Here is a 22980-nt window from a genome sequence, read left to right on the forward strand (position 1 = left end):
CTTCTATTTTCTGGTGGGATGTCTGGATTTCTTCTCGCTGATTGATAGACAAGAAAACTCAAAGCACATCAAGCAACTTTTCATATTCTGCATGCGGCCCGATCCAGAACCAAACGATTTTTCCACTATCAACAACTCCAACCGCTCTATAGTTGATGTTAATACGTACAGCATAAATTGACTCAGTGTTATGTACTTTCTTGAATCGCAAACTTGGGTGATATGGATTTTCCCTGAAGAGTCTATAGGCATCTTTAGCCTGCTGTCGAATGTTATTTGGTAATTTCGCAAGCATCTGCCGGAAGCGTTTTGTTGTGCTTGAATTCATAGTTGGTCTGGATTTAGTTCCTGCGTTTGCCCCCTACGATGTTCAGCAAGTGCTTCTGAAGCCAGCTTGGATAATGTCTCTTGAGAACTGGCAAACAATTTATCCCATCGTTTTTCAGAACGAAGTTCAGCAAGGACCCAATCTGCAAGTGCATCCTGTTCCTTGGGTGAAAGTTTTGATGCTTCCGTAAAAGCGTGTTCAAGGCGCGTTGTCATGAAGATACCTCCTTTATTATATTGATGGACAAGAAATTCAAGAGCACAGCGACAAACTGATAATAACTTCTCCGGACGTTAGTATTTTTTATCGACACACCGTTGATGCATTATAACATGACAACCGAGCGACTGCAATAAAATTTTCACATAAAAAAACGTGAAAAAAGGACAGCGACTGTATCCATTGTCATTGCGACGAGCCAGTGGATTGCTGCGCCATAAAGAAACGTGCGCGTCTCTAACGCGAGGACACCAAGCAGGACACCTGCAATGATTGAACCCAATGCCTCCGGCAACGGCTTTGAATAGTGAAGCACCGCAAACGGAATCGTTTGGATCAAGATACTGTAGTTCCCAAATTTCCGTTCTAATCCGAAGAGCATAAAGCCACGGAAGAAGAATTCCCACGAAAACATGTAAACGCCATAAGCGAGTTGATAGGGTAAAAACGTCTGCCAACTGTCTGCAATTACCTTGCAGAGCGGATACTTCACGCGGAAAGGTGGATACACAATGACTGCAAGGATAACCACTGGAATCATCAGAACCCATGCCGCACCGGTGACACTCCACCCGAGTTTCTGATTTCCGAGTTGAAATCCGTAGTCTTTTAGCCGCTGGGTTGTCCCGAATCTGGCGACGAGAACGGGGACAAGGAATAACGTAATTCCAGTGGTCAGAAACCAGTAATAGTACGGATAACTTTCCGCCAGCGGTCCGGCCCCAAAGTATTCTGCGAAATGGAGTCTGAAGAAACTTCGGCGGGTATAATATCTATGCAGCATCAAGAGTAGGGCTGAGGCGAGCAGAATGACTGTCGCTTGGCGTTCCCAACCGCGCAGATATTTCTCTTTTAAAGTTTGAATGTGGGAAATCATCTTGACATCTCGTAGGTTTTAGGATATTATACCGTTACCTACGAAAATTAGCAATAGACGGGTTTAAAGACATTCAGCACTCTAAGATTCGATTGGACGGAATATAATAAAAGGATCGGATGTTTGCGCCTAATCAGATTGAACGGATCTTAATCATTAGACTCGCACCATTGGGTGAGACGGTTTTGACGACTCCGGTTATCTGTGCCTTACGTCACCACTTTCAAAATGCTTATATCGCTTATATGGTAGCACCCACGCGAGAGGATTTGGTCTCCGCCAACCCACATCTGAACGAGGTGCTGACCTATCAAGCATCCGTGCCAAAACTCATCTATCAAATCGCTCGTCGAAGATTTCAGATGGCACTCGTTTTACAACCGACCTTTCGCTTGGTGCTTCATACATTCCTCGCTCGAATTCCGTTCCGTGTCGGGTTTGAAACAAACGCTGGAGGGCAGAAGTTGTTGAGCGTCGCAGTGCCGAATAACACAGCACAACATGAAACACAACGCTATCTCGATGTTGTCCGTGCATTAGGTATTGAAGTAACAGACAATGAACCGGAAGTATTCGTTGATAGCACTGGCACAGCGTGGGCGAACAATTTCTTTGAAAGCCAAAAACTTAAGGATAGCCATCCTATCATCGGTCTGAATCCAGGGGCGGCTACTGCCTATCGCCGTTGGGAAGCCTCCAACTTTGCCGTCCTCGGTGATCAACTTCACGAAAGGTATGGCGCGCATATTGTTATCACAACCGGACCGCGGGAAGGTGAGTTAGCAGCTCAGGTCGCGAAGCAGATGTCGCACCCGCCTGCTATCGTTAGCCAAGCAACCACAATGGAACTTGCGGCACTTCTGCAACGGTGTAATCTATACATCAGCAACGATACAGGACCGATGCACCTCAGCACCGCCGTGAAAACGCCGACTGTTGCCTTGTTTGGTGCGTCAAACCTCGGACAATGGGCACCGCTGTGGGATAAACACGCAGTGGTGGCGCGTACAACGTGTCCGCTTATGAAAACATTATCGTCCAAAGAGTGGGACGCGCATACCGATCGCGCACGTGAAAATCTGGAGGCAATTACCCCGGATCAGGTTATGGCAACAGTGGAAAAACTCAAATGGTGAAATCCGAACACACTCAGACCCCAGAAGAAGATGCACAACGCATTAGAAATTATTTAACCGACATCCGCGCAAGGATGTACCGACAGGCACTCTTGCAAACGGTTACAATGGTGCTTTTCTGTGGCCTCATTCTGCTTGTTATTCTATCTATTGTAAATCGACTGATTCCGCTACCGATGCACATGTCAAACATGAGTTGGATAGTTCTGTTCGTAAGTGTGAGTGTAGGGGTCTGTCTCAGCATTAAACAGTGGAAGGACCTACCATCTGTCGCCCAATTTGTTGATGAAAAGATGGAGCTCAAGGAACGACTCAGGACAGCATTTGGATTGATACAGCACATCCCTGAAGGTGAGTTCGCGCGACTCCAAATCCGAGATGCTGCTGAGATTGTGCCATCCTTGGATATGCAAAAAGTCTGTCCGTATCGCGCGCCAAAACTATTGCGATTGTTTCCGATTCCACTTTTGTTGATAGGACTCTCTTTCACAATACCACTTTTCTACGAGGTCCCGGAGCCGCTCAGTGAGTCTCAACAGCGGGCATTAGATCAAGTTATCCAAAACCTTGAAGAGAAACAGGTCAGAGACCCAGAACTCCAGAAGCACATTCGTGACACAGCAGAAAAGTTGAAAGCCGCAACAGATCTTGACACTGCCCAAGCGTATCTCAGCAATCTAAACACAGAAGTCCGTAAACAAAAATTAACACAAGACGTTATTACTGAAGCGACAGAAGCAAGCCAACATTTTCAGAGCATGGATGCTGAGCAGCTCGCATCAGCACTGAAAGATCTCACAGAACAGGCTGAGATACCACCAGAACTCCAAGCAGAACTGCAAGGTCTCTTTGAACAGCTATCTGCAAGCCTGCCAGAAGGCGAACTCCGTAATTCGTTGAATCAGGTTCAGGGTAAGACGGTTACACCAGAGACATTGCAGGAAATTATCGATGCGCTGCAAGAAGCAGAAACACCCATGAACCTTGCACAGTTGGAAGGTGAATTGAGAGCCAACCGCAAGGAACTGGCACTTGCGGCTATTGAAACGGAGGCATCCGATGGCGGGGTTGCTAATGTGGACGGCACACCTGGACAAAATGCGGGCACTCGTGAAGTCCAAGGCACGCGTGAAGTCCCGTCAAACGCCGAATCTCAGTCCTTATCGGCAGCGGATAATGACAAAACAGTGAATAACACAACAGACGAAGAAAATCTCACAACGCCGTTGCTCGGAGACGAAGCACCGGTTTCACAAATTAATGGAAAACGCCTGACGCTTATAGCCGATTCGTCTGGTGATTCAGAAAGTTTCTCCAACGTTTTCACTGGAGAGATCCGGGTCAATGCGCTGCCGTATCTGCCCTTCAGCGATGTCGTTCTCAACGCGACGCGAGCGTATGCCGAAGCCATTAACAACAATCGTATTCCTGTGAAATACCAGATACAGATTAAAGACTATTTGGAGGCAATTTCCGAAAAAAGATGAAAAAAAGCGTAATTAAAATTCTGATTGCTGTCGGCATTATCGTAGCAGTCTATTTCGTGCTGAGACACTATGGAATAACAAAACATATCCGATTAGAAAATGTACCGAAAATCAAAACATGGGTAGAAAGTTTTGGTGTCATCGCTCCACTGATTTATATCGGACTCTATCTTATATCTACTGTCTTCTTTCTCCCAGGTTTTCCGGTAACCGTGTTAGCAGGTTTTGTTTTCGGACCGTTATGGGGTGTTTTTTATGCTTCCATCGCCTCCATCATCTCTGTCGCTTGTGCTTTCCTGGTCGCGCGCTATGTTGCGCGCGATCTCGTTGAGGGATGGATCAAGGAAAACGCGCAATTCCAAAAAATAGACGAACAGGTTGAAGAACAGGGATGGCGGATTTTGATGGTTACACGCTTGATTCCCATCTTTCCGTTTAACCTACAAAATTACGCCTATGGATTGACCAAGATTCGGTTTTGGACATTCGTCCTTACTTCCGCTGTCTTTATGTTACCAGGGACAATAGCATTGGTGATGCTTGGTGGCGCGTTCGTTAGCGGTGAGGGAAGCATTTTGAAGACGATGCTCTATCTCGGCATCGCGGGTGTACTTATGTTCGCGCTATCATTAGTGCCGAATCTTCTCCGAAAATATCAAAACAAAGAAATTAAGTAAGTAATCTACTCAGACTGGCGAATTAACGCTGCTATGGCAGCAAATGCTTCTTCACGCGTTTGGATTTCACCCTTAAATTGGCGTTCTTCGATCTGTTCCAATAAATTCCCTATCTGTTTTCCCTCTTTCAAGTTGAACACCTGGATCAGATCGTCTCCAGTGATGAGCCTGCCCTGCGCTTGAATGGGTAGGATATGCTCATAGTAGGTATCAGCAATCTGTTTAAGAACTACTGAATCCAGTGGGCGCGATGCGGCAGCATAGAGCAGCACGCCCCACCAATGAGACGCAGAAGTTCTGAGGAAATAGATTATCTGTTCATGGGTTAATTGGGTGTCCACATCTTTAAGAAATTGCGCATACTTAGAGATAATACCCTTTACGAACTGCGTCGCTTTGCGACTTAACCGAAGATGTTTTCCAATATCGCTGGAATTGTCGCCCAAGAGTAGGCTGAGTTTGATTAAGGAACGCCGGTTAACGCCATCCCCCAATTCTTCTTGGAGATAGCTACCGATTTCCTCAGAATAAGTGCGGAGCGGAAGAGGAATGGGTGCTCCTTCAAATGCCTCAATTAGATGCCATGGAACACACATCCCGCGGACACTGGGTAAAACGTGTGTCAACAGCCCGCTGGCTTCCATCTGCTGCAAATACAGATGTGCCTTCTCAACATCAAGAATCTTCATCAATTCATCACGACGGCGTTCCACCGCAACGTTTGGCAGTAACTCTCGGTGCTTCCGTACGAGTGCGATTGCATTTTCGGAAATTTCAAATTCTAATTGCGCAGCAAACCTATAAATCCGTAACAGGCGGACCGGATCTGCTAAGATTACGCGTTCACTCGGAAATTGAAGCAGACGGGTTTTTAAGTCCTTCATACCGCCACATGGATCAATTACGCGATGTAAATCCAACTTGTGGGCGCGGTCTGTGACGGACCCCATATCCTCAAACACAACCGCCATTGCATTAATTGTTAAGTCCCGCAAACGTAGATCGTCAGTTAGGGACTCGGCTCGGAATTGTGCGAAATCCATGGTGAGTGGTGAGTCATCTGAAGGATCGGACTTTTTAACGATCACGCGTGCGGTAGGCGGATCTTCTTCAAGCGTGATGCATGTCGCCTTGATGTTAGCAGCAAATGCTTTAGCAAAGTGGATTGCATCAGAAGATAGTGTAAAATCAAAATCTGCAGTTTGACGCTCAAGAAGTAGATCTCGGACACTGCCGCCGACGAGATAGAGGCGTATCCCTCGCGCTTTCGCAAAAGTATCAAGTGCCTTCATAGTAGAATCGTGAAACAACTTTTGGAGGGTCAAAATACTAAGCTTCACTGACTTACCCGTGCCTTCCGCCTCTGTGCTTTACGAGAACGAAATAGGATGCCATCAAGATAGAGGTGACTCGCATAACCGATGAAACTCGCTACGTAAAAAGGTAAACCGGTGAGGATAATCGCCGGAAATTCTTCCCACTCGACTAACGCATCGAAACTCTCTAAGAGGTTATCTCCATCCTGCCACTCAGGATATGTAGCATAGACAGGCAGCAACAGGAATACACCGGGCAGTAAAAGCATGGTGCCTTTAGCATGTGTCCATCCGCGGTGTTTGCTCATGATCGGAAGCATCGCGAAGAGACCCAGCAGCGCAGATTCCAGATACCTCTGCAAAAAAACAATGAGCGCGATGTTTAGCAAAAATAAGAGCCTGTAAAATATTTTCTGACTCTTGCTCTTAATATCAACATCTGGCCACAATCCGAAGAGCACCGCTATTATGAAGCACCCTATAACCTTTATGGGGTTCACGGAGATCGTTGGATTCCATGCCAATGGGATTGCATAAAGTGTTGAAACAGCAATAGTTGCAATAACGGAAACGATGAAGAAGGTGCTATAAGCAACCAACCCACCGATCCAATGTTCACGAAACATACTCATGGAAAATATTATAGCACGTTTTGCCGAAAAATGAAATTGGAAATAGGGTTTCAATAACCTCAATCAGAGAGTTTAGGTTTTGCGTGTCGGAATTTTAATTTGACTTTATAAAACAAAGTATGATACAATTATGTTGTGATTGTTGGGAATGTCATCCTCAATTTACCAGAAATCTCGGTTCGCGAGCGGTATCCAAAAGGCTCTATCGAACAGTGAAGACTAAGACTACAGGCAAATTTAGTTGATAAAAAAAAGGAAAAGGGTTATTATGTAACAATAGAGGCAGGTCCGTAAGAACTAATACCATTTCTAAAAGTTTATCTCGCATTAACCGAACCCACTCACGTCACACCCAGTAGGTGCGGTTTCTAACCGCACCGAGCAGTGCTGAAAAATAGCCAACCTTTTAAGAGGAATTATCAATTAGAATTGGTATAACACACTGCTGCTTAAACATCGGTAGAAGTTGTAACACGCAGTAGCTCGGGATTACAGATGAGATTTTTATACTGCAGTTTTACGCCCATCATCTGCGTGCGACGAAATCCAAACGAACCGCGAAGAACCTCTATTATTGGGACATATCGCGTTTTTTTTTATATTTATTATGGCCGTAAGCGAGAAGAATTCGATTTTTGAACTGTTAGCACCCATACTTGACATTGATGGCATTGAACTTGTAGATGTTGAAACGCAGTTAAAGACCCTACGACTTCTGATTCACAAACCCGGAGGCCTCTCTGTATCTGATTGTCAAGCAGTCAACAGTGTTGTGCGACCCATTTTAGAAGTGCATGAACACTTGGCAAGTTATACGCAATTAGAAGTCGCCTCACCGGGCTTAGATAGGCCTTTACGAACCGCTGCGGACTTTCGACGAAATTGTGGACGCACAGTCCGGATAGAAGCCGCTTCAGAAGACGAGAAAAAATATCAGGTGCAAGGCACCGTGATAGAAGTATCCGAAGCGCAGGTGGTCTTAGCAGAAACGAACGAAGACCGCGTCGCCATTAATATTTCAGACATCTACAATGCGTATATACACCTGAAATGGTAGTCGGCACAGATAACCGGCAGCGCAGTTCACAAGCGTATATTCAGCGGACCTGTACATAACATAGAAATTCGGAAAGGAGTACGCGGGGCGATCAGAAAAGTCCCCGTGGATATTATTTATGTTAGAAAGTCTCCAAAACGCTATTCGTCAAAATACAGCGCAAACAGAACTTCCGGAGCATGTTTTCGTTGAAGCAATAGAAGCCGCTTTACGTGCTGCTGCGCGTCGAGTTTACGGTCAAGATGCCGATATTTCTGTCGAGATTGATCTCGAAAAAGGAGACATACGGTGCTATGTCCCGAAAAAAGTCGTTAATATTATGCGAGATTTCTCAACAGAAATCCCGATTGAGGAAGCAAAGAAACTCCAAGCGGATGTCGAACTTGATGACGTGCTAAACGTTGAGATCAATCCCAGTGAGTTTGGACGCATCCCGGCACAATTGGCAAAGCAGATTCTCTTCCAAAAAATCAAACAGGCAGAACGCGAAAAAATCTATCAGGAATTCGCTGGTCGTGAAGGCGAAATTGTCACCGGGTACGTCCAGCGCTTTGAACGCGGGGGTATTATCTTAGACCTTGAACAGACAGAAGCTTTTTTGCCGCCGCGCGAGATGCCTCGTTCAAAAACCTACGAACGCGGGAAACGTTTACAGTGCTTAATTCTGGCAGTGAAAAACGAGGTGCGCGGTGCCCCAGTTATCGTATCGCGCACACACCGTGATCTCCTCGCAATGCTTTTTGAGCAAGAAGTCCCTGAAATTTATGAAGGTCAGGTCCGTATCATGGCAGTTGCGCGTGATCCGGGGAATAGAGCGAAAGTCGCTGTCATGGCAACTGAGGAAGGCATAGATGCCGTCGGTACATGCGTCGGGGTCAAGGGAATTCGAGTCCAAACAATCGTTAGTGAACTTGACGATGAAAAAATCGACTTGTTAGAATGGAGCGATGATACCAGTGTTTTCATTGCCAACGCTTTACGTCCTGCCGCTGTCCGTCGGGTAGAACTCGATGAGGAAAACAAAAGCGCACGTGTGGTTGTTCCTGATAACCAACTCTCGTTAGCAATCGGTCAACGCGGACAGAATGCACGGCTCGCCGCAAAATTGACCGGATGGAAGGTTGACATAAAAGGTGAATCCGAAGCGACTGTTTCGATTGATGAACTTTTCAAACCGTCTCCGGACAACGAAGATTCAGATGTAACAGGACTTGAAGAAACACCGGTAGATGAAGCGAGCACTGAACAAACAGAAACAGAGACTGAAGGAACCACTGAACAACCAACGGACTCGGAAGTGAATATTGAAACGGACATAGACACTGAGAGTCCTGAAACTGTGACAGCAAACACACAAGATGAAGACGTATCTGTGATAAACTCCGAAGAAGACCCTGAAGATGATGACTTTGACCCTGAAGCCCAATAACATTCCTACAGTCTTTTTTGGAATTTACTCAGGAACTATTCCGCACGGCAGCGGCGTGCTAGGTCCATAGTAGGTGAAGTTTTTGAGGAACGTTATTCGCACTTGTATCGGGTGCCGTGGCAAATTTCCACAAAAAACGTTAATTCGATTTGTATGTCAAGGGGACAAAACGCTGCAAATAGATGCACAGAAGAAATCAGGAGGCCGCGGGGCTTATGTGTGTTGGTCTCAACCTTGCATTCAAAAAGCGTTCAAGTCTCCAAAGCGGGTTAATGCTCTATTACGTGCAGAACTTACAAGTAACGTTATTGCGCGATTTGAACAAGTTCTTCTTGAATATACAAGAAAATCCACGAACTCAATAGGAAAAAGGAGGAACTATCATGGGTAAAGCCACACGGCAGCGGCGAAAATCTACAAAAGGAAATCGTGAAGCGAATCAAAGTTCTGGTGTACCTGTTTCTAAATTGGCAAGACAATATAAACTCACAAATAAGGAACTCCTCGCCATATTAAGAGACCACGGCGTTCAGGTTAAAAATGAAAAGAGCACGCTTGATCCGGACACTGTTGCACTCGTCGAATCTGAATTACAAGTAGATCTCAATGCGGAAAATACAGTTGTGGCGTCTATCGAAAACGATGCTGATACAAGCTCCAACACTACAGATGGTTTGCAAATCACAGAGGGGGCAACGGTAGCGGATCTCGCCGCGTCCCTGGAATTACAACCTTCAGCCCTGATTATGCGGTTGATGAAGTTACGGGTGATGGCAAATATTAATCAACGTCTCGATTATGACACGCTCCTGATGCTTGGAGAACACTTAGACTTTGAGGCAATCAAAAAACGGACGCTCGAAGAAGATTTATTAACAGATCCACCCGACCCGCCGGACTCTTTACAATCCCGGGCACCAGTCGTTACAATCATGGGGCACGTTGATCACGGTAAAACTTCTCTCTTGGACTCTATCCGTGAATCAAACGTAAGCGAATCTGAGGCGGGGAATATTACACAACACATTGGTGCTTACCATGTGACCTTGGAAACTGGCAGCGTGGTTTTCTTGGATACGCCCGGACACGCCGCTTTTACGGCGATGCGGGCACGGGGTGCACAAGTGACGGATATTGTTGTTCTGATTGTCGCAGCCGATGACGGCGTTATGCCGCAGACAGTTGAGGCGATTAGCCATGCAAAAGCCGCCAAAGTCCCAATTGTGGTGGCGATTAATAAAGTCGATGTCCCTGGTGCGCGCCCAGACTATATCCGACAACAACTCTCAGAACACGACCTTATGCCAGAGGAGTGGGGTGGGCAAACGATTTGTGTCGAGACCTCCGCGACAGAAGGAACCGGGATTGACACTTTGCTGGAAATGTTGCTCTTGGAAGCGGCACTCCTTGAACTGAAAGCCAATCCAAATAAATCTGCTCGCGGTGTTGTTATTGAAGCACAAGTCGATAAAGAGCGCGGGGCTATCGCGACTGTTCTTGTGCAATCCGGCACCCTGCGTGTCGGAAATTCCTTTATTTCAGGACGATACTCTGGCAAAGTTAGAGCAATGATAGACGACCACGGTAAACGGATGAAAGAGGTAGGTCCCTCATGTCCCGTTGAAATCCTCGGCTTCACTGGTGTTCCAGAGGCAGGAGACAGATTTTATGCGGTTGACTCTGATCGGGATGCCCGTGCTATTAGTGAAGCGCGACAAGACCAATATCGGACTGAAAAACTTGGTGCGAACAGCCATGTGAGTTTAGAAAACCTGTTCCAACAGATTCAGGAAGGCGAGATTAAGGAGTTGAATGTTGTACTTAAAGGGGACGTGCAAGGCTCAGTGCAGGCAGTTGCCTCATCCCTCCTCGATCTGAGTACGGAGGAAGTCAAGATCAACATCATTCACCAAGCAGTTGGCGGTATCACCGAAACCGATATTTTGCTTGCTTCAGCATCCGATGCTATCGTCGTCGGTTTTAATGTACACCCAACAACAGAAGCCGTCCAAGCCAAAGAAAGCGAAGGAATTGATGTCCGCACGTATAACGTCATTTATAACCTCATTTCCTACATCCGTTCTGCCATGGAAGGCTTATTAGACCCAGAAGTCCGTGAGGTCGTTATCGGACGGGCAGAGGTTCGCGAATTGTTCAGAGTGCCGCGACTCGGTTTAGTTGCAGGAAGTTATGTTAATTGGGGCCGGATCTCCTACAATCAACCGCTTCGTGTACTTCGCGACAACCGCTTAATTCACGAAGGGAAAGTGAATTCGCTTCGCCGTTTCAAGGACAATGTGAACGAAGTGCAAGCGAACTATGAATGCGGCATAGGTATAGAGACTTTCGATGATTTAAAGGTCGGTGACGTTCTTGAATGCTACGTCCACGAACAAGTGGCGCGATCGCTTTCATAAGAGATATAACTTCATAACGGGTCATTCTCACAAAAAGTGTGGTTGGAAAACCGTGCTTGTAATTGACAGGCAACTTTCATGCACATCGGTGTTTGTAAAATCTGGCTCCGCATTCCGCAGAGCCACTCGCTAAAGGCGAAACGCCGAGTTATCAAAAGCCTTGTAGCAAGGCTCAAGAACCGATTTAATATCGCGATTGCCGAAGTGGACGCACTCAATGTGCATGAAGCTGCGGTATTAGCAGCTGTATCCGTTTCTAACGATGCAGCACATCTGAACAAACTCATCTCACACGTTATTACCTTTATCGAGGCAAATGTAGACGCTGAGTTAGTGGATTACAAAACTGAATTTTTCTTTTAATGAAGATTGCAGGTGAAAACCTACTGTTATTAAAGATAGGGAAATCATGGTAAATAATAGAAGGCAAGATCGGGTTAGTGCCCTAATTCAACGAGAACTGAGCGAAATTATCCAACGTTCTGTTAAGGATCCACGCGTTGCCCTTTGTACCATCACACAAGCAGAACTTTCACCAGATTTGAAATACGCCGATGTGAAAGTTAGTGTCATCGGCGACAAAACGCAAAAGGATAATACGCTCGCGGGTCTGAAAAGTGCGGCGGGATTCCTTAGGCGAGAAATCGGCAACCGCCTGACGCTCCGCTACTCACCAGAACTTCGGTTCGCCATAGATGAATCTGCGGATTATCTTTTTAAAATAGATGGGCTCCTTAAATCCGTCGAATCTGAAGACGAAACACCTGAGAACGATACTCCGGATCTTTCATGAACACCCAATATATGGCAGATATACATAATTACAGGATACTCTTGGCGTTACTGGATCGGTATCAGCATTTCGCGCTCTCAACGCATATCAACCCAGACGGTGATGCGATTGGTTCCGAACTCAGTCTCTACCTATTCCTAACGGAGTTAGGAAAATCCGTTAGAATGTTCAATACTGACGCAGTGCCGGTTAACTATAGATTTCTGCCATCTTGGGATAGCATCGAAGATATACATTCAGTCGGGACGTATCGTCCAGAAGTTCTGATTGTATTAGATGCAAGCACATTGGAACGGATTGGTAAGACCCTATCGAAAATTTTACTGCCTCTACATACGCTTGTTAACATCGATCACCATACAACAGCAGAAGCGTTCGGAGACATCAATCTTATCGAACCTTCGGTTTCCTCTACATCAGAAATCGTATACACACTCATCAAACACCACCAAACACCAATAAGCAAAGCATGTGCGCTCTGTTTGTACACAGGACTCATGTTTGATACGGGTTGTTTTCGGTATAGTAACGCGACAGCAGAAACCCACCGTATTGCAGCAGAATTAATTGAAGTAGGGGAATTTGCGCCCGATGAAGTCTATCGATATGTCTATGAACACATCCCGGTCAGTAAGATTCGCCTATTGAGTGAAATTCTCCGGACTTTGCAAGTAACAGATAATGGCAAAATCGCATCGGTCTATGCTACACAAACGATGTTCGGGAAGACTGGCACAACTCCTGAAGCTGTGGAAGGTGTTGTAAATCAGATTCAAGCGATTGCAGGCGTTGAGGTGGCACTGTGTGTATGCGAGCTGCCAGATGGAAGTACGAAGGTCAGTTTACGGAGCCAAGGTCAGGTAGACGTTAGTGAGCTGGCTTCAGAGTTTGAAGGTGGTGGACATTCACGCGCCGCGGGTTGTCGGATCGTGATGCCGTATCTATCAGCAATTACAGCCCTTATTCATAGTGCCCAACGATACATCGACCAGACCCCACGAGATGTGGTGATTCGCTGAAGGATTGAAAACGTGGAAAACGCTGGCAATAAGAATGATCCCGCAATAGCGACAACGATTTATAATTTTGAGGACATCGTTGAATTCGAGAGAAATACGGTGGTTACCTTCGGCGTGTTTGATGGGATCCACATAGGACACCAAGCGGTTATCAAGACCCTTCTGCAACGTGCTGCACAAGACAGATTGCTGAGCGTGCTGGTCGGCTTCTACCCGCATCCACTTGCGTTTTTATCTCCAGAACGATGTCCACCTATCCTGACACCTCTCTCCAAACGTATCGAAATTCTTCAGCAATTCGGCATTGATAAAATCGTCATTCTTAACTTCGATGCCCAGATTGCGGCAATGTCTCCAGAAACCTTTGTCGAAAAGGTACTCTTGGAAAAATGCCGAGCCAAACACGTTGTCGTTGGATACGCCTGTCAATTTGGGAAAAATCGTGCCGGTAATGCGCAACGATTGGCAGAAATCAGTGAGGATTACCCATTTGAGGTCTCAATCGTACCACCAACAGAAATAAACGGTGCGCCTGTCCATAGTACCCGTATTCGCCAAGCCCTCGCGAGGGGAGACCTCCGATGGAGTGCCCAACTACTGGGTCGCCCGTACTCACTGATCGGTGAGGTCATCCACGGCGATGGCAGAGGCAGGCAGCTCGGTTTTCCGACAGCAAATATAGACACTCGCAACCAAATCTGCCCACCCAACGGTGTATACGCAATCCGCGCGAAATTAGAGGGCAAATGGTTAAATGGTGTATTAAACATCGGAACCCGTCCGACATTTAACGAATTGAATTTTCAAGTAGAGAGTTACTTTTTTGATTTTAATGAAACTATCTACGGTAAATCGGTAGAAATCTTTTTCGTGGAGAAAATTAGAAGCGAACGAAAGTTCCCGAACCTTCAATCCCTTGTGCAACAGATACAACGCGATGTTATGGCTGCTGCGGAGATCCTTGCTGAATCTGCGCTACAGTAGGATGGCACCCCAAACTATTTGGACGCAAGAGTTTAATTTGAATTTCAGGTTGATATGTGGTATTATATATTACATCACATATAGATAAGAAGTGGAATAATCATCGCAAACAACTTAGTTCTCATACCATATAGGTCTCAAGTATTGTTGTCTCATAGCGTCCGCTTTATAAGATGATTTTTAATGAGACCGAATGAACAGGTTTCTAAAACCTGTTGTTTAAATCAGTTGTTCAACCCAAAGGAGGCGAACGCAATTGGCAATTAGTGCAGCAGAGAAGAAGGAACTCATGCAACAGCATCAGCTACACCAACAGGATACTGGCTCTCCGGAGGCACAAGTGGCAATTTTAACTGCTCGTATTCGACAGTTGACTGAACACTTTCAGACACACCGGAAGGATTATCATTCCCGCCACGGACTTTTCCGTCTTGTTGGTAAGCAGCGCCGTTTGTTACGGTATCTATACAAAAAGGATGTTACGCGCTATTACCGTTTAATTGATGAACTTGGAATTCGTGACACTATCGGATCGAGGAGAAGTTAGGTTTTGCGTTGGTGACACGACGAAAAAATGGAAATACAGGAGTAGTATACAGAATGAAAGTTGAAATGCAACTTGGGAGCGAGAAGTTATCAATTGAAACTGGGAAAGTTGCGAAACAGGCAGACGGAGCAGTTTGGGTCCAATACGGTGGAACGGTTGTCTTAGTGACAGTAGTAGCCGATGACAGTGAACACGACTTGGATTTTTTTCCGTTAACAGTAGATTACCGTGAGAGAGGTTATGCGACAGGACGTATTCCAACGGTCTACGGTAGACGTGAGCCACGTCCTGGAACATCAGAACAACTGATTGCCCGCTTAATTGATCACTGCATTCGCCCTCTCTTTCCAAAAGATTTCAAGGCAGAAGTCCAAATTTTATGTAACGTGTTTTCATCGGACGGCATTCATCCAGCGGATGTTCCCGCACTTATCGGGACATCTGCGGCTTTGTCGATTTCCGATATTCCCTTTAACGGTCCAGTTGCCGCGGTCACAGTGGGGAAAATTGAAAATGAATTGATAATCAACCCGAGTTATGAGGAATTACACGCCTCCGAGATGGAACTGTTCGTAAGTGGCAAAGCGGACGCGGTGATGTCTGTCGAAGGTAGTGGGCATGAAATCCCAGAAGACGAAGTTATTGATACTATTGTTACTGCGCACGCGCAGATAAAAGAAATTATTAAACTTCAAGAAGGGCTGGCAGCGGTATGCAGTAACGCCAAACGCGATTATGCAGCCAAAGACATCGAATCAGACCTTAGCTCACGGGTCCGAAATCTCGCTACATCGCGGATTCGAGAATCTATCGGAATGGCAGACAAAAAACTGCGTGAAGATTATCTCGAACAGGTCCAAGAAGAAGTCCTATCAGAAATTCTTGAAGATACGCCTGAGGAAACGGATCCGAACGCGGCAAAGGACACGATTTCTATATTAAGCGAAATCGAAAAAGAAGAGATGCGCGAAGCCATTCTGACACAAGGTAAACGTGTTGATGGACGCGGTGTAACAGATATTCGTCCTATCTCTGGAGAGGTCGCGTTGCTTCCACACACCCACGGATCAGCACTCTTTACAAGGGGACAAACACAAGCACTCTGTGTAACGACTCTCGGTACATCAGGGGATGAAGATGTCCAACGCGGACTTGATGGTGAAGCCAGACACTCTTTCTTCCTACACTACAATTTTCCGCCCTTCAGTACGGGTGAAGTTAAACGCATGATGGGTCCGGGGCGTCGAGAGATTGGCCACGGTGCTTTGGCACAAAAAGCACTTGAACCTGTTATCCCAGAGAAAGAGGACTTCCACTATACCATCCGAGTGGTATCGGAAATCTTGGAATCTAATGCCTCATCGTCAATGGCAAGCGTCTGTGGTGCGACCTTGGCACTCTTGGATGCGGGTGTCCCGCTTAAAAGAGCTGTCGCCGGAATTGGGGTCGGTCTCATCAAAGAGGGAGAACAGGAAGCAATCCTTACCGACATGCTGGGTACCGAAGATTTCCTCGGCGATATGGACTTTAAGGTCGCAGGGACCAGCGAAGGTGTCACTGCTATCCAGATGGACATCAAAATTGACGGCGTTAGCCCAGAGTTAATGCGCCGTGCAATCCATCAAGCCAAAGAGGCACGCCTCGCAGTCATTGATCAGATGAACGCTGTTATCGCGGAACCGCGTGCGGAACTCTCCCCTTACGCACCGCGAATCCACTCCCTTCAAATTGCGCAGCAGAAAATCAAAGACCTCATCGGACCACGCGGTAAAACCGTGCAAGGCATCCAAGAAGAGACGAATACAACCATCAACATTGAAGATGATGGTACTGTTGAGATTGCGGCTACAAGTGCTGAGGATGTCAAACGCGCCGAGGAAAAAGTGCTTGCAATCACAGCGATGCCCGAAATTGGGAAAGAGTACACTGGAAAGGTCGTCCGAACCGCGCCTTTTGGAGCATTTGTGGAAATCTTGCCCGGGAAGGATGGACTCGTTCATATCTCACAAATGGGAGATGGCTATGTCCGCCGCGCGGAGGACGTCATGCAGGTCGGTGATGAAGTCACCGTCCGTATTCTCACCATCGACGAGCAGGATCGCGTGGATCTGACCCTCGTCGCAGTAGGTGGAGTCCCGGTTGAAGAACTGAATATCGAGTCGAATGACGAGCGTGAATTCTCAACTGACCGAGAGGGTTCAAGAGACTATCGTGACACCGGACGTTCTGGCTATCGCGATAATCGCGGCGACTCACGGGATAGACGGGGTAACGATACTCGCGAACGTCGCAACAATCGTTATGACCAACGTGACAATACACGCGACTTCCGGAATCGTCGCTCGCCACGTATCCCAAAAGGACGGCCTCGATAGTAGAGAAAACCATCTGAATCACATTGCAATCCTAATATTGGTAGGCGAGGTTTCTAACCTCGCCTTTTTCCTTTAAATATTTTGCATATCATTTATTTTTTTGCTATAATTTGTATATACGCTTTTATGGTAAAATTTAAAAATAATAAAAATAGATAGACATCCACCCCTCAAATGGTAGGTGAGGTTTTGCAGCGTACTCGCTCCCGGTTTATGCCACACGGAGAACCTGAATACCGTTGATTCTGATTCATGCGACGTGCATTCTAACCTCGTCAACACTAACGTAACAATAAGGTGCTAAAAATGAAGATAAGACGTAACACCCCTAAACACACTTTGGACAAAGCAGATCTACTTGACCAGAAATGGGTAACCTACTTTTTAGCGATTGTTCTCATTCTGCTGGTCCTTGTCTTTGTTGTTTTACTATCGCCTACCTATAAACGATACATTGTTGATACCGCCAAATCTGTGTTTTACGGTGGAAAGCAGAAAGCACCGCGTCCAAAGGCTTCACCCGCAAACTTCCAAAGCCCGGCGGTGCTAAACGGTTTAATATTCTGAACCTAACAGACGAGTACAGAACGACGATATAACACAAGTCGGATTACACTTTTTGGCAAAATTCAGGAGAGAAAGATGTACAGGACCTTGTTCATGTTAGCACTGCTGACAACACTATCCCTATTGATTTCTGGGTGCGGTTACTATTCTAAATCAGAATATCTTGAGCATATTTCAACCATCCGTATCTCGCCAATTGAAATTTTGGATGCCGATTTCGCTTATGACGCAACCTCTCAACGACCGTACGATGAAGTGATTCATGAAAAATTAACACAGCGCTTCAATCGAAAATGGCGAGACGGAAACGATTCCGAATTTACGATGCGGATACAGGACTACAATTTAGTAGAATACGGCTTCGGTCCGCAAGGCGAGGTTGAAATGCTACGCATGACGCTACAAATTGAATATGAATTTCTGGATCGGGTTCGCAATACGATGATTGCTGAAAGGGACAACTATATCCAAGTTCACGATTTCTATATCGTCCCAAATCGAGCTGAACCGATGGAATCATTGGCACAAGCCAGAGGTCTCATTGTCGAAGAGTTGATAGAAGACCTTTATAACAACCTTGCTGAACAGTGGTAACAAGACGCTGCACGGGAGTCCTGCGCGAATGAAATGCAAGGCAACACACATTTTTTATAGACTTTCTCACTTTTCACTCGGCACGCTACTCTTTTTTAGTTCAATGTTGATTTCGTGCGGAGAAGAACAAGGGAGCTGGACATCTGTCCAACAGGAAGCCGAATATATCTACGGTGTGTGGCATAGCACCACAACAAAACAAGCGCAACAGACGATACTTGAAGTTGGAGAAAACATCAAGAACGCGTCAGGACTGTTAGCGCAATTCGTAACAACAGGAAACAGCGTCCAAACAACTGTTCCACCCGAGCATCTTTTACCGAGTAATGGAGAATTATCGGGTTGGGTACAGTCGCGCGCGTCATCAACTTATGAGGGCAAAACACTTTACCGCGATAGACCCTCGTCCCCGGATCTCTACTACGCTTACGGTTTCAAACGGCAGGCAGAAGTGGAATACGAAACGCCTCAATTCGGTTCAAAACCGTTGATTTTACTCGAAGTTTTCGACATGGGTTCACCAGAAAACGCCCTTGGGATTTATAATTTCCATACCTACCCAAAAATGAGATTTGAATGGATTGGGAGCAAAGCGATGCTTTCAGGCAACTATCTCCGATTTTCAAAAGGAAAGTATTTCATTCAAATTGAGGGTTATGAAATAGCGACTGGCATCCGCGAGGGTATGGTGGCACTCGCTAAAATTATCGCTACACAGATTAAAGACCCTCCACCGGAACCGCCAATCCTGGCACTATTACCGAGTCGCAATAAGGTAAACGGAAGTATCAAGTTATTCCGCTCAAATTGGGTATTGCGTCAACTCTACAGCACACTACCAGTCAATACACCACAATTAACGGATACAGCCATCGGGGTATCTGCGCGTTACCTGGACAACACGAAATCAACAAACTGGACGGATGCCCAAATTGTTTTCATCATCCGTTTCGCTGATACCGCTACTGCGGAATCTGCGTATACGCTTTACCGAGATTCCTTAACGAAAGGGCAAGTACCTTTTGAAGTCAGAACGAGTGGAAACTTTCTCATCAACGAAGCCTCTTCTGTAGGAGGGGTTTCCAACCCCGATACGAAGTCTCTGCCGTAGGAGGGGTTTCCAACCCCGATACGAAGTCTCTGCCGTAGGAGGGGTTTCCAACCCCGATACGAAGTCTCTGCCGTAGAAGGGGTTTCCAACCCCGATACCTTGTAGAAAAGGAGTTTTTTATGCGAGGCGATTTTGAAGCTTATCTCAACGATTCATTTCGTGACGAAAATGGCAAACTTAACTTAGCATCGTTGCTGGCTTTAGAGGACGAAGCCGATATGGATGTTGCCGTTATCATGCCGAACACCCAACCACTCCCGCAAAACGCGGAACTTGGGGAGGCAATTCGCGGCAATTCGCGCGCTCTGGGTTGTGCCCTCGTGCACCCAACAGAACCCGATCCCGTCGAACAGGTCAAGTTGGCTGCTGAGGAGTGGGGTATGCGCGGGATTAAATTGATGCCAGCTGTCCATAACTACAATGTAGATGATCCAATCGTCCGTCCTGTCGTTGAAGCTGCACGTGACCATGGACTTATCGTCTCAATCCACTCTGGACCTAACAATTGTCATCCAAATCGGATTGGTACGGTCGCCGGTTGGGTCCCAGAAACACCGGTTATTATGGATCACATGGGGTTCCCGGACGACTTAGACGCGGCAATCTCTGTGGCAAAAGCCAACAAAAATATTTCGCTTGGCACAACGATATTGCGTTTTCATCGCCGTTGGGGAACGGATCCAGACGCGGTTGTACCAACAGAGGTCAAAAAAGCGGTTGATGAACTTGGACCTGAACAGATCGTTTTTGGTTCCAATTTGCCCGAATACCGTCCTATTCAGGTTATCAATGCCCTCAAGCGATTAGAACTCGGGGACGACGCAGAAGCACTCATTTTCGGTGAGAATCTGGCACGTATCTATGAACTTTAAGATCATCTATGGTAGGCACAGTTTCCTAACCGTGCCGGTTCACAATGTGTCAGTAATTGTAAGATCCACTATGAATCAACGTTTACACTTATGAAACAGACACCGCTTTATCAGATCCATAAAACCCTGAATGCGAAATTCACCGAATTCGGCGGTTGGGAGATGCCGCTTCAATACAGCAGTATTGTTAAGGAGCATCTATCTGTTCGGACGACCGTCGGTCTGTTTGATCTGTCACACATGGGAGAACTTGAGGTTTATGGTCAAGGCGCGAACGCGTTGGTGCAAAAACTCAGCACTAATGATGTGGGTCGCTTAACCAATGGACGTGTATTGTATACCCTATTCTGCAACGAAGCAGGTGGGATCGTTGACGACCTTCTCGTCTATCGGTACGTCGATAATCACTATATGCTGGTCGTCAATGCAGCCAACATCGAAAAAGATCGAATGTGGGTAGAAAGCCACAACGACACCGAGGCAGAAGTCAGAGACGTGAGCGAAGACACAGCCCTCATTGCGCTACAGGGTCCAAAGTCAATCGACATCCTAAAACCGTTGGTTCCCGAACAAGAGATTTCTGAAATTCGGTATTTTCGATTTACGCGCAACGAGGTAGCAGGCATCCCAACCACGATTTCGCGGACGGGCTATACCGGAGAAGCCGGTTTTGAGCTATACGTTTCGGCTGAAAACGCAGAACGTCTGTGGAATGCTCTTTACCCTGAGGTGATAGCCGCTGAGGGACAACCGGTGGGACTCGGTGCTCGCGATACGCTGCGACTTGAAGCTGGTCTACGGCTCTACGGCATGGATATGGACGATGACACCAACCCGTTTGAAGCTGGACTTGGTAAGTTTGTCAAATCCAAGAACCGACAATTCGTCGGCAAGCGTGCGCTTAGCACCAAGAAAAAAAAGGGAAACCTTGCGAAACAGATGGTAGGTTTTCAGATGCTTGACCGGGCAGTGGCACGTTCAGGTTACGCCGTTTATCAAGCAGGTGAACACATCGGGAACGTGACGAGCGGTGCCCCCTCACCGACTCTCAAATGTAGTATCGGTTTCGCTCTTGTAACATCACAAACAATATCTGAAGATGATAAAATCGACATAGAAATCCGTAGTAGGATGCATCCTGCTAAAATTGTAACCGTGCCTTTTATCTAATATCAACACTCAAACGGAGAAAATCATGGATACCATAAACGGTTTTGAATTCAAGCAGAGAAAGTATATGCCAGTCTTTCCAAAAGCAAACGGTAAAACAACTATCTATATTGAAGGCTATCCATGTGAGGACGACGAGCCGATGTCCGCAACCGATTTTCATGGCGAACAGATTAACACGCTCGCCGATCAATTCAAACGATACTTCGCGATCAACGAACTCGTTCATATCACTGTTGACAGTTTTATCTATTATAGTGAAGGCGACATCACAAAATGTGTCGCTCCTGATATTCACATCGTCTTCGGGGTCGCGAAATATCCGTTACGCCGTAGTTTCTATACGTGGGCAGAAGGCGCAGCACCCGTTGCTGTCTTTGAGTTCCTCTCTGACGCGACAGCACGTCAAGATCGGACTGAAAAAGTCGGCGTGTATCTCAATGATATAGGTGTCCAGGAGTATTTTATACATCAACCGGAGCTGAAGAAACCTGCAGAGCTTCGCGGGTGGCGGCAGGATCCGTCAGGCGGTATTGTTGAAATGGAACCGGATGCAGAAGGTGGTCTGTTCAGCGAAGCGTTAAATCTCTACTTTCGCTGGGAGGAACAACATCACACCCATGTTAGGTTGTTACGTCCGTATCTGCCAGATGGCACGCCGATTACAACATCTCTGGAGGAGCAGCACCTCAAAGAGGCGGCAGAAACACGCGCAACAGAAGAAGCACAACGCCGACAAGAGGCCGAAAAACTCGCAGCAACTGAAGCACAACGCCGACAGGATGCTGAAATAGAATTAGAAAAACTCCGGACACAACTTGCGAACCTTCAAAGTCAATAGCTCAGTTAAAAGCAGTACGCACACGCCATGTGCAGTAATCCGTTGAGGCAGTAAATTAAAACATACAAATAAATGTGAAGGGAAATTAGATGATCCCAGAAAACTTAAAATACATGGAAAGCCATGAATGGGCAAGACAAGAAGACGATATTGCCACTATCGGTATCAGCGACTACGCGCAATCTGAAATTCAGGATATTGTCTACGTCGAATTGCCAGAAGTCGGCGCAGAGCTCACACAGAAAACCGAGTTCGGTGTCATAGAATCTGTCAAAGCAGCGTTTGACCTTTATGCACCGGTCAGTGGCGAAGTGATCGAGGTCAATGAATCGCTCCTTGACGCGCCGGAACAGGTGAATGAATCTCCTTATGATGACGGGTGGTTTCTCAAAATCAAGATGACTGACCCCAGCGAACTTGATGCCCTTCTTGATGCCGACGGCTATCAAGCGCATATTGAGGTAGAGCATGCTTAATTTTTTTCGCAATAAGTATTTTTGGACACACGAAAAGTGCCGTGGACCTTGATAAA

25 protein-coding genes are annotated in these 22980 nt (G+C 46.4%); 20 read left to right on the top strand and 5 right to left on the bottom strand.

Features of this window, described 5'->3' with window-relative positions:
* Window positions 1–58 precede the first annotated feature (58 nt).
* The 3 genes from OXN25_01775 to OXN25_01785 form a co-directional block, all read right to left on the bottom strand.
* A complete protein-coding gene (locus OXN25_01775) occupies window positions 59–328 on the bottom strand; it encodes a hypothetical protein (GenBank protein ID MDE0423577.1) in 270 nt (89 codons plus the stop codon).
* Window positions 325–543: a hypothetical protein gene (locus OXN25_01780; protein ID MDE0423578.1), complete on the bottom strand. Its 219-nt coding sequence runs from the start codon at window positions 541–543 to the stop codon at window positions 325–327. Before OXN25_01780 ends, OXN25_01775 begins: the two co-directional genes overlap by 4 nt.
* A 146-nt stretch (window positions 544–689) precedes the next feature.
* Window positions 690–1424, bottom strand: coding sequence for a CPBP family intramembrane metalloprotease (locus OXN25_01785; GenBank protein ID MDE0423579.1), 735 nt, complete (start codon window positions 1422–1424; stop codon window positions 690–692).
* Between the two features lie 119 nt (window positions 1425–1543).
* Here OXN25_01785 and OXN25_01790 point away from each other — a divergent pair, with 119 nt between their 5' ends.
* The 3 genes from OXN25_01790 to OXN25_01800 are packed head-to-tail and all read left to right on the top strand — an operon-like array spanning window position 1544 to window position 4724.
* Window positions 1544–2560: a glycosyltransferase family 9 protein gene (locus OXN25_01790; protein MDE0423580.1), complete on the top strand. Its 1017-nt coding sequence runs from the start codon at window positions 1544–1546 to the stop codon at window positions 2558–2560.
* Window positions 2554–4047 carry a hypothetical protein gene (locus OXN25_01795; protein ID MDE0423581.1) on the top strand — a complete coding sequence of 498 codons (1494 nt, stop codon included), beginning with the start codon at window positions 2554–2556 and terminating at the stop codon, window positions 4045–4047. The genes OXN25_01790 and OXN25_01795 overlap by 7 nt, the downstream gene beginning before the upstream one ends.
* Window positions 4044–4724 (top strand): TVP38/TMEM64 family protein, encoded by a 681-nt coding sequence (locus OXN25_01800; protein ID MDE0423582.1) that lies wholly within the window; start codon window positions 4044–4046, stop codon window positions 4722–4724. The genes OXN25_01795 and OXN25_01800 overlap by 4 nt, the downstream gene beginning before the upstream one ends.
* Before the next feature lie 5 nt (window positions 4725–4729).
* On the opposite strand, the gene OXN25_01805 is transcribed toward OXN25_01800, so the two are convergent.
* Both OXN25_01805 and OXN25_01810 read right to left on the bottom strand, forming a co-directional pair.
* The gene (locus tag OXN25_01805; protein MDE0423583.1) at window positions 4730–6064 is read right to left on the bottom strand and encodes a hypothetical protein; all 1335 of its coding nucleotides are present in this window, start codon (window positions 6062–6064) and stop codon (window positions 4730–4732) included.
* Entirely contained in the window at window positions 6061–6666 is a 606-nt protein-coding gene (locus OXN25_01810) for a hypothetical protein (protein MDE0423584.1), read from the bottom strand. Before OXN25_01810 ends, OXN25_01805 begins: the two co-directional genes overlap by 4 nt.
* A 613-nt stretch (window positions 6667–7279) precedes the next feature.
* Between OXN25_01810 and OXN25_01815 the strand changes: the two genes are divergently transcribed.
* The 17 genes from OXN25_01815 to gcvH all read left to right on the top strand — a co-directional run bounded on the left by OXN25_01815 (window position 7280) and on the right by gcvH (window position 22924).
* Entirely contained in the window at window positions 7280–7729 is a 450-nt protein-coding gene (locus tag OXN25_01815) for a hypothetical protein (GenBank protein ID MDE0423585.1), read from the top strand.
* Between the two features lie 118 nt (window positions 7730–7847).
* A complete protein-coding gene (gene nusA / locus OXN25_01820) occupies window positions 7848–9158 on the top strand; it encodes a transcription termination factor NusA (protein MDE0423586.1) in 1311 nt (436 codons plus the stop codon).
* A gap of 73 nt (window positions 9159–9231) precedes the next feature.
* On the top strand, window positions 9232–9549 hold the full coding sequence (locus tag OXN25_01825) for a YlxR family protein (protein MDE0423587.1): 318 nt from the start codon (window positions 9232–9234) through the stop codon (window positions 9547–9549).
* Window positions 9542–11575: a translation initiation factor IF-2 gene (gene infB / locus OXN25_01830; GenBank protein MDE0423588.1), complete on the top strand. Its 2034-nt coding sequence runs from the start codon at window positions 9542–9544 to the stop codon at window positions 11573–11575. The genes OXN25_01825 and infB overlap by 8 nt, the downstream gene beginning before the upstream one ends.
* 78 nt (window positions 11576–11653) lie before the next feature.
* Window positions 11654–11938 (top strand): DUF503 domain-containing protein, encoded by a 285-nt coding sequence (locus tag OXN25_01835; protein ID MDE0423589.1) that lies wholly within the window; start codon window positions 11654–11656, stop codon window positions 11936–11938.
* 46 nt (window positions 11939–11984) lie between these two features.
* On the top strand, window positions 11985–12368 hold the full coding sequence (gene rbfA / locus OXN25_01840) for a 30S ribosome-binding factor RbfA (protein ID MDE0423590.1): 384 nt from the start codon (window positions 11985–11987) through the stop codon (window positions 12366–12368).
* Entirely contained in the window at window positions 12365–13387 is a 1023-nt protein-coding gene (locus OXN25_01845; protein ID MDE0423591.1) for a bifunctional oligoribonuclease/PAP phosphatase NrnA, read from the top strand. The genes rbfA and OXN25_01845 overlap by 4 nt, the downstream gene beginning before the upstream one ends.
* Window positions 13388–13399: 12 nt before the next feature.
* Window positions 13400–14371, top strand: coding sequence for a bifunctional riboflavin kinase/FAD synthetase (locus OXN25_01850; GenBank protein ID MDE0423592.1), 972 nt, complete (start codon window positions 13400–13402; stop codon window positions 14369–14371).
* Between the two features lie 256 nt (window positions 14372–14627).
* A complete protein-coding gene (gene rpsO, locus OXN25_01855; protein MDE0423593.1) occupies window positions 14628–14918 on the top strand; it encodes a 30S ribosomal protein S15 in 291 nt (96 codons plus the stop codon).
* 53 nt (window positions 14919–14971) lie between these two features.
* Complete coding sequence (pnp, locus tag OXN25_01860) at window positions 14972–17293, top strand: polyribonucleotide nucleotidyltransferase (GenBank protein ID MDE0423594.1); 2322 nt, start codon at window positions 14972–14974, stop codon at window positions 17291–17293.
* Between the two features lie 306 nt (window positions 17294–17599).
* Window positions 17600–17860, top strand: a complete 261-nt coding sequence (locus tag OXN25_01865) for a hypothetical protein (GenBank protein ID MDE0423595.1) — start codon at window positions 17600–17602, stop codon at window positions 17858–17860.
* Window positions 17861–17935: 75 nt separating this feature from the next.
* Window positions 17936–18454 carry a hypothetical protein gene (locus OXN25_01870; protein MDE0423596.1) on the top strand — a complete coding sequence of 173 codons (519 nt, stop codon included), beginning with the start codon at window positions 17936–17938 and terminating at the stop codon, window positions 18452–18454.
* Window positions 18455–18482: 28 nt separating this feature from the next.
* Window positions 18483–19565 (top strand): hypothetical protein, encoded by a 1083-nt coding sequence (locus OXN25_01875; protein ID MDE0423597.1) that lies wholly within the window; start codon window positions 18483–18485, stop codon window positions 19563–19565.
* 119 nt (window positions 19566–19684) lie between these two features.
* A complete protein-coding gene (locus OXN25_01880; GenBank protein ID MDE0423598.1) occupies window positions 19685–20437 on the top strand; it encodes an amidohydrolase family protein in 753 nt (250 codons plus the stop codon).
* Window positions 20438–20527: 90 nt separating this feature from the next.
* The gene (gene gcvT, locus OXN25_01885) at window positions 20528–21607 is read left to right on the top strand and encodes a glycine cleavage system aminomethyltransferase GcvT (GenBank protein ID MDE0423599.1); all 1080 of its coding nucleotides are present in this window, start codon (window positions 20528–20530) and stop codon (window positions 21605–21607) included.
* Between the two features lie 25 nt (window positions 21608–21632).
* On the top strand, window positions 21633–22448 hold the full coding sequence (locus OXN25_01890; protein MDE0423600.1) for a Uma2 family endonuclease: 816 nt from the start codon (window positions 21633–21635) through the stop codon (window positions 22446–22448).
* Between the two features lie 89 nt (window positions 22449–22537).
* Window positions 22538–22924, top strand: coding sequence for a glycine cleavage system protein GcvH (gene gcvH, locus OXN25_01895; protein ID MDE0423601.1), 387 nt, complete (start codon window positions 22538–22540; stop codon window positions 22922–22924).
* Window positions 22925–22980 lie beyond the last annotated feature (56 nt).

This window comes from Candidatus Poribacteria bacterium, from assembly GCA_028820845.1.
Taxonomy (GTDB): Bacteria; Poribacteria; WGA-4E; order WGA-4E; family WGA-3G; genus WGA-3G.

What these genes read in the sequence shown, in the direction of transcription:
- OXN25_01775 (MDE0423577.1), bottom strand. Translation starts at nt 328, where the DNA reads ATGAATTCAAGCACAACAAAACGCTTCCGGCAGATGCTTGCGAAATTA.
- OXN25_01780 (MDE0423578.1), bottom strand. Translation starts at nt 543, where the DNA reads ATGACAACGCGCCTTGAACACGCTTTTACGGAAGCATCAAAACTTTCA.
- OXN25_01785 (MDE0423579.1), bottom strand. Translation starts at nt 1,424, where the DNA reads ATGATTTCCCACATTCAAACTTTAAAAGAGAAATATCTGCGCGGTTGG.
- OXN25_01790 (MDE0423580.1), top strand. Translation starts at nt 1,544, where the DNA reads ATGTTTGCGCCTAATCAGATTGAACGGATCTTAATCATTAGACTCGCA.
- OXN25_01795 (MDE0423581.1), top strand. Translation starts at nt 2,554, where the DNA reads ATGGTGAAATCCGAACACACTCAGACCCCAGAAGAAGATGCACAACGC.
- OXN25_01800 (MDE0423582.1), top strand. Translation starts at nt 4,044, where the DNA reads ATGAAAAAAAGCGTAATTAAAATTCTGATTGCTGTCGGCATTATCGTA.
- OXN25_01810 (MDE0423584.1), bottom strand. Translation starts at nt 6,666, where the DNA reads ATGTTTCGTGAACATTGGATCGGTGGGTTGGTTGCTTATAGCACCTTC.
- OXN25_01815 (MDE0423585.1), top strand. Translation starts at nt 7,280, where the DNA reads ATGGCCGTAAGCGAGAAGAATTCGATTTTTGAACTGTTAGCACCCATA.
- nusA (MDE0423586.1), top strand. Translation starts at nt 7,848, where the DNA reads ATGTTAGAAAGTCTCCAAAACGCTATTCGTCAAAATACAGCGCAAACA.
- infB (MDE0423588.1), top strand. Translation starts at nt 9,542, where the DNA reads ATGGGTAAAGCCACACGGCAGCGGCGAAAATCTACAAAAGGAAATCGT.
- OXN25_01835 (MDE0423589.1), top strand. Translation starts at nt 11,654, where the DNA reads ATGCACATCGGTGTTTGTAAAATCTGGCTCCGCATTCCGCAGAGCCAC.
- rbfA (MDE0423590.1), top strand. Translation starts at nt 11,985, where the DNA reads ATGGTAAATAATAGAAGGCAAGATCGGGTTAGTGCCCTAATTCAACGA.
- OXN25_01845 (MDE0423591.1), top strand. Translation starts at nt 12,365, where the DNA reads ATGAACACCCAATATATGGCAGATATACATAATTACAGGATACTCTTG.
- pnp (MDE0423594.1), top strand. Translation starts at nt 14,972, where the DNA reads ATGAAAGTTGAAATGCAACTTGGGAGCGAGAAGTTATCAATTGAAACT.
- OXN25_01865 (MDE0423595.1), top strand. Translation starts at nt 17,600, where the DNA reads ATGAAGATAAGACGTAACACCCCTAAACACACTTTGGACAAAGCAGAT.
- OXN25_01870 (MDE0423596.1), top strand. Translation starts at nt 17,936, where the DNA reads ATGTACAGGACCTTGTTCATGTTAGCACTGCTGACAACACTATCCCTA.
- OXN25_01875 (MDE0423597.1), top strand. Translation starts at nt 18,483, where the DNA reads ATGAAATGCAAGGCAACACACATTTTTTATAGACTTTCTCACTTTTCA.
- OXN25_01880 (MDE0423598.1), top strand. Translation starts at nt 19,685, where the DNA reads ATGCGAGGCGATTTTGAAGCTTATCTCAACGATTCATTTCGTGACGAA.
- gcvT (MDE0423599.1), top strand. Translation starts at nt 20,528, where the DNA reads ATGAAACAGACACCGCTTTATCAGATCCATAAAACCCTGAATGCGAAA.
- OXN25_01890 (MDE0423600.1), top strand. Translation starts at nt 21,633, where the DNA reads ATGGATACCATAAACGGTTTTGAATTCAAGCAGAGAAAGTATATGCCA.
- gcvH (MDE0423601.1), top strand. Translation starts at nt 22,538, where the DNA reads ATGATCCCAGAAAACTTAAAATACATGGAAAGCCATGAATGGGCAAGA.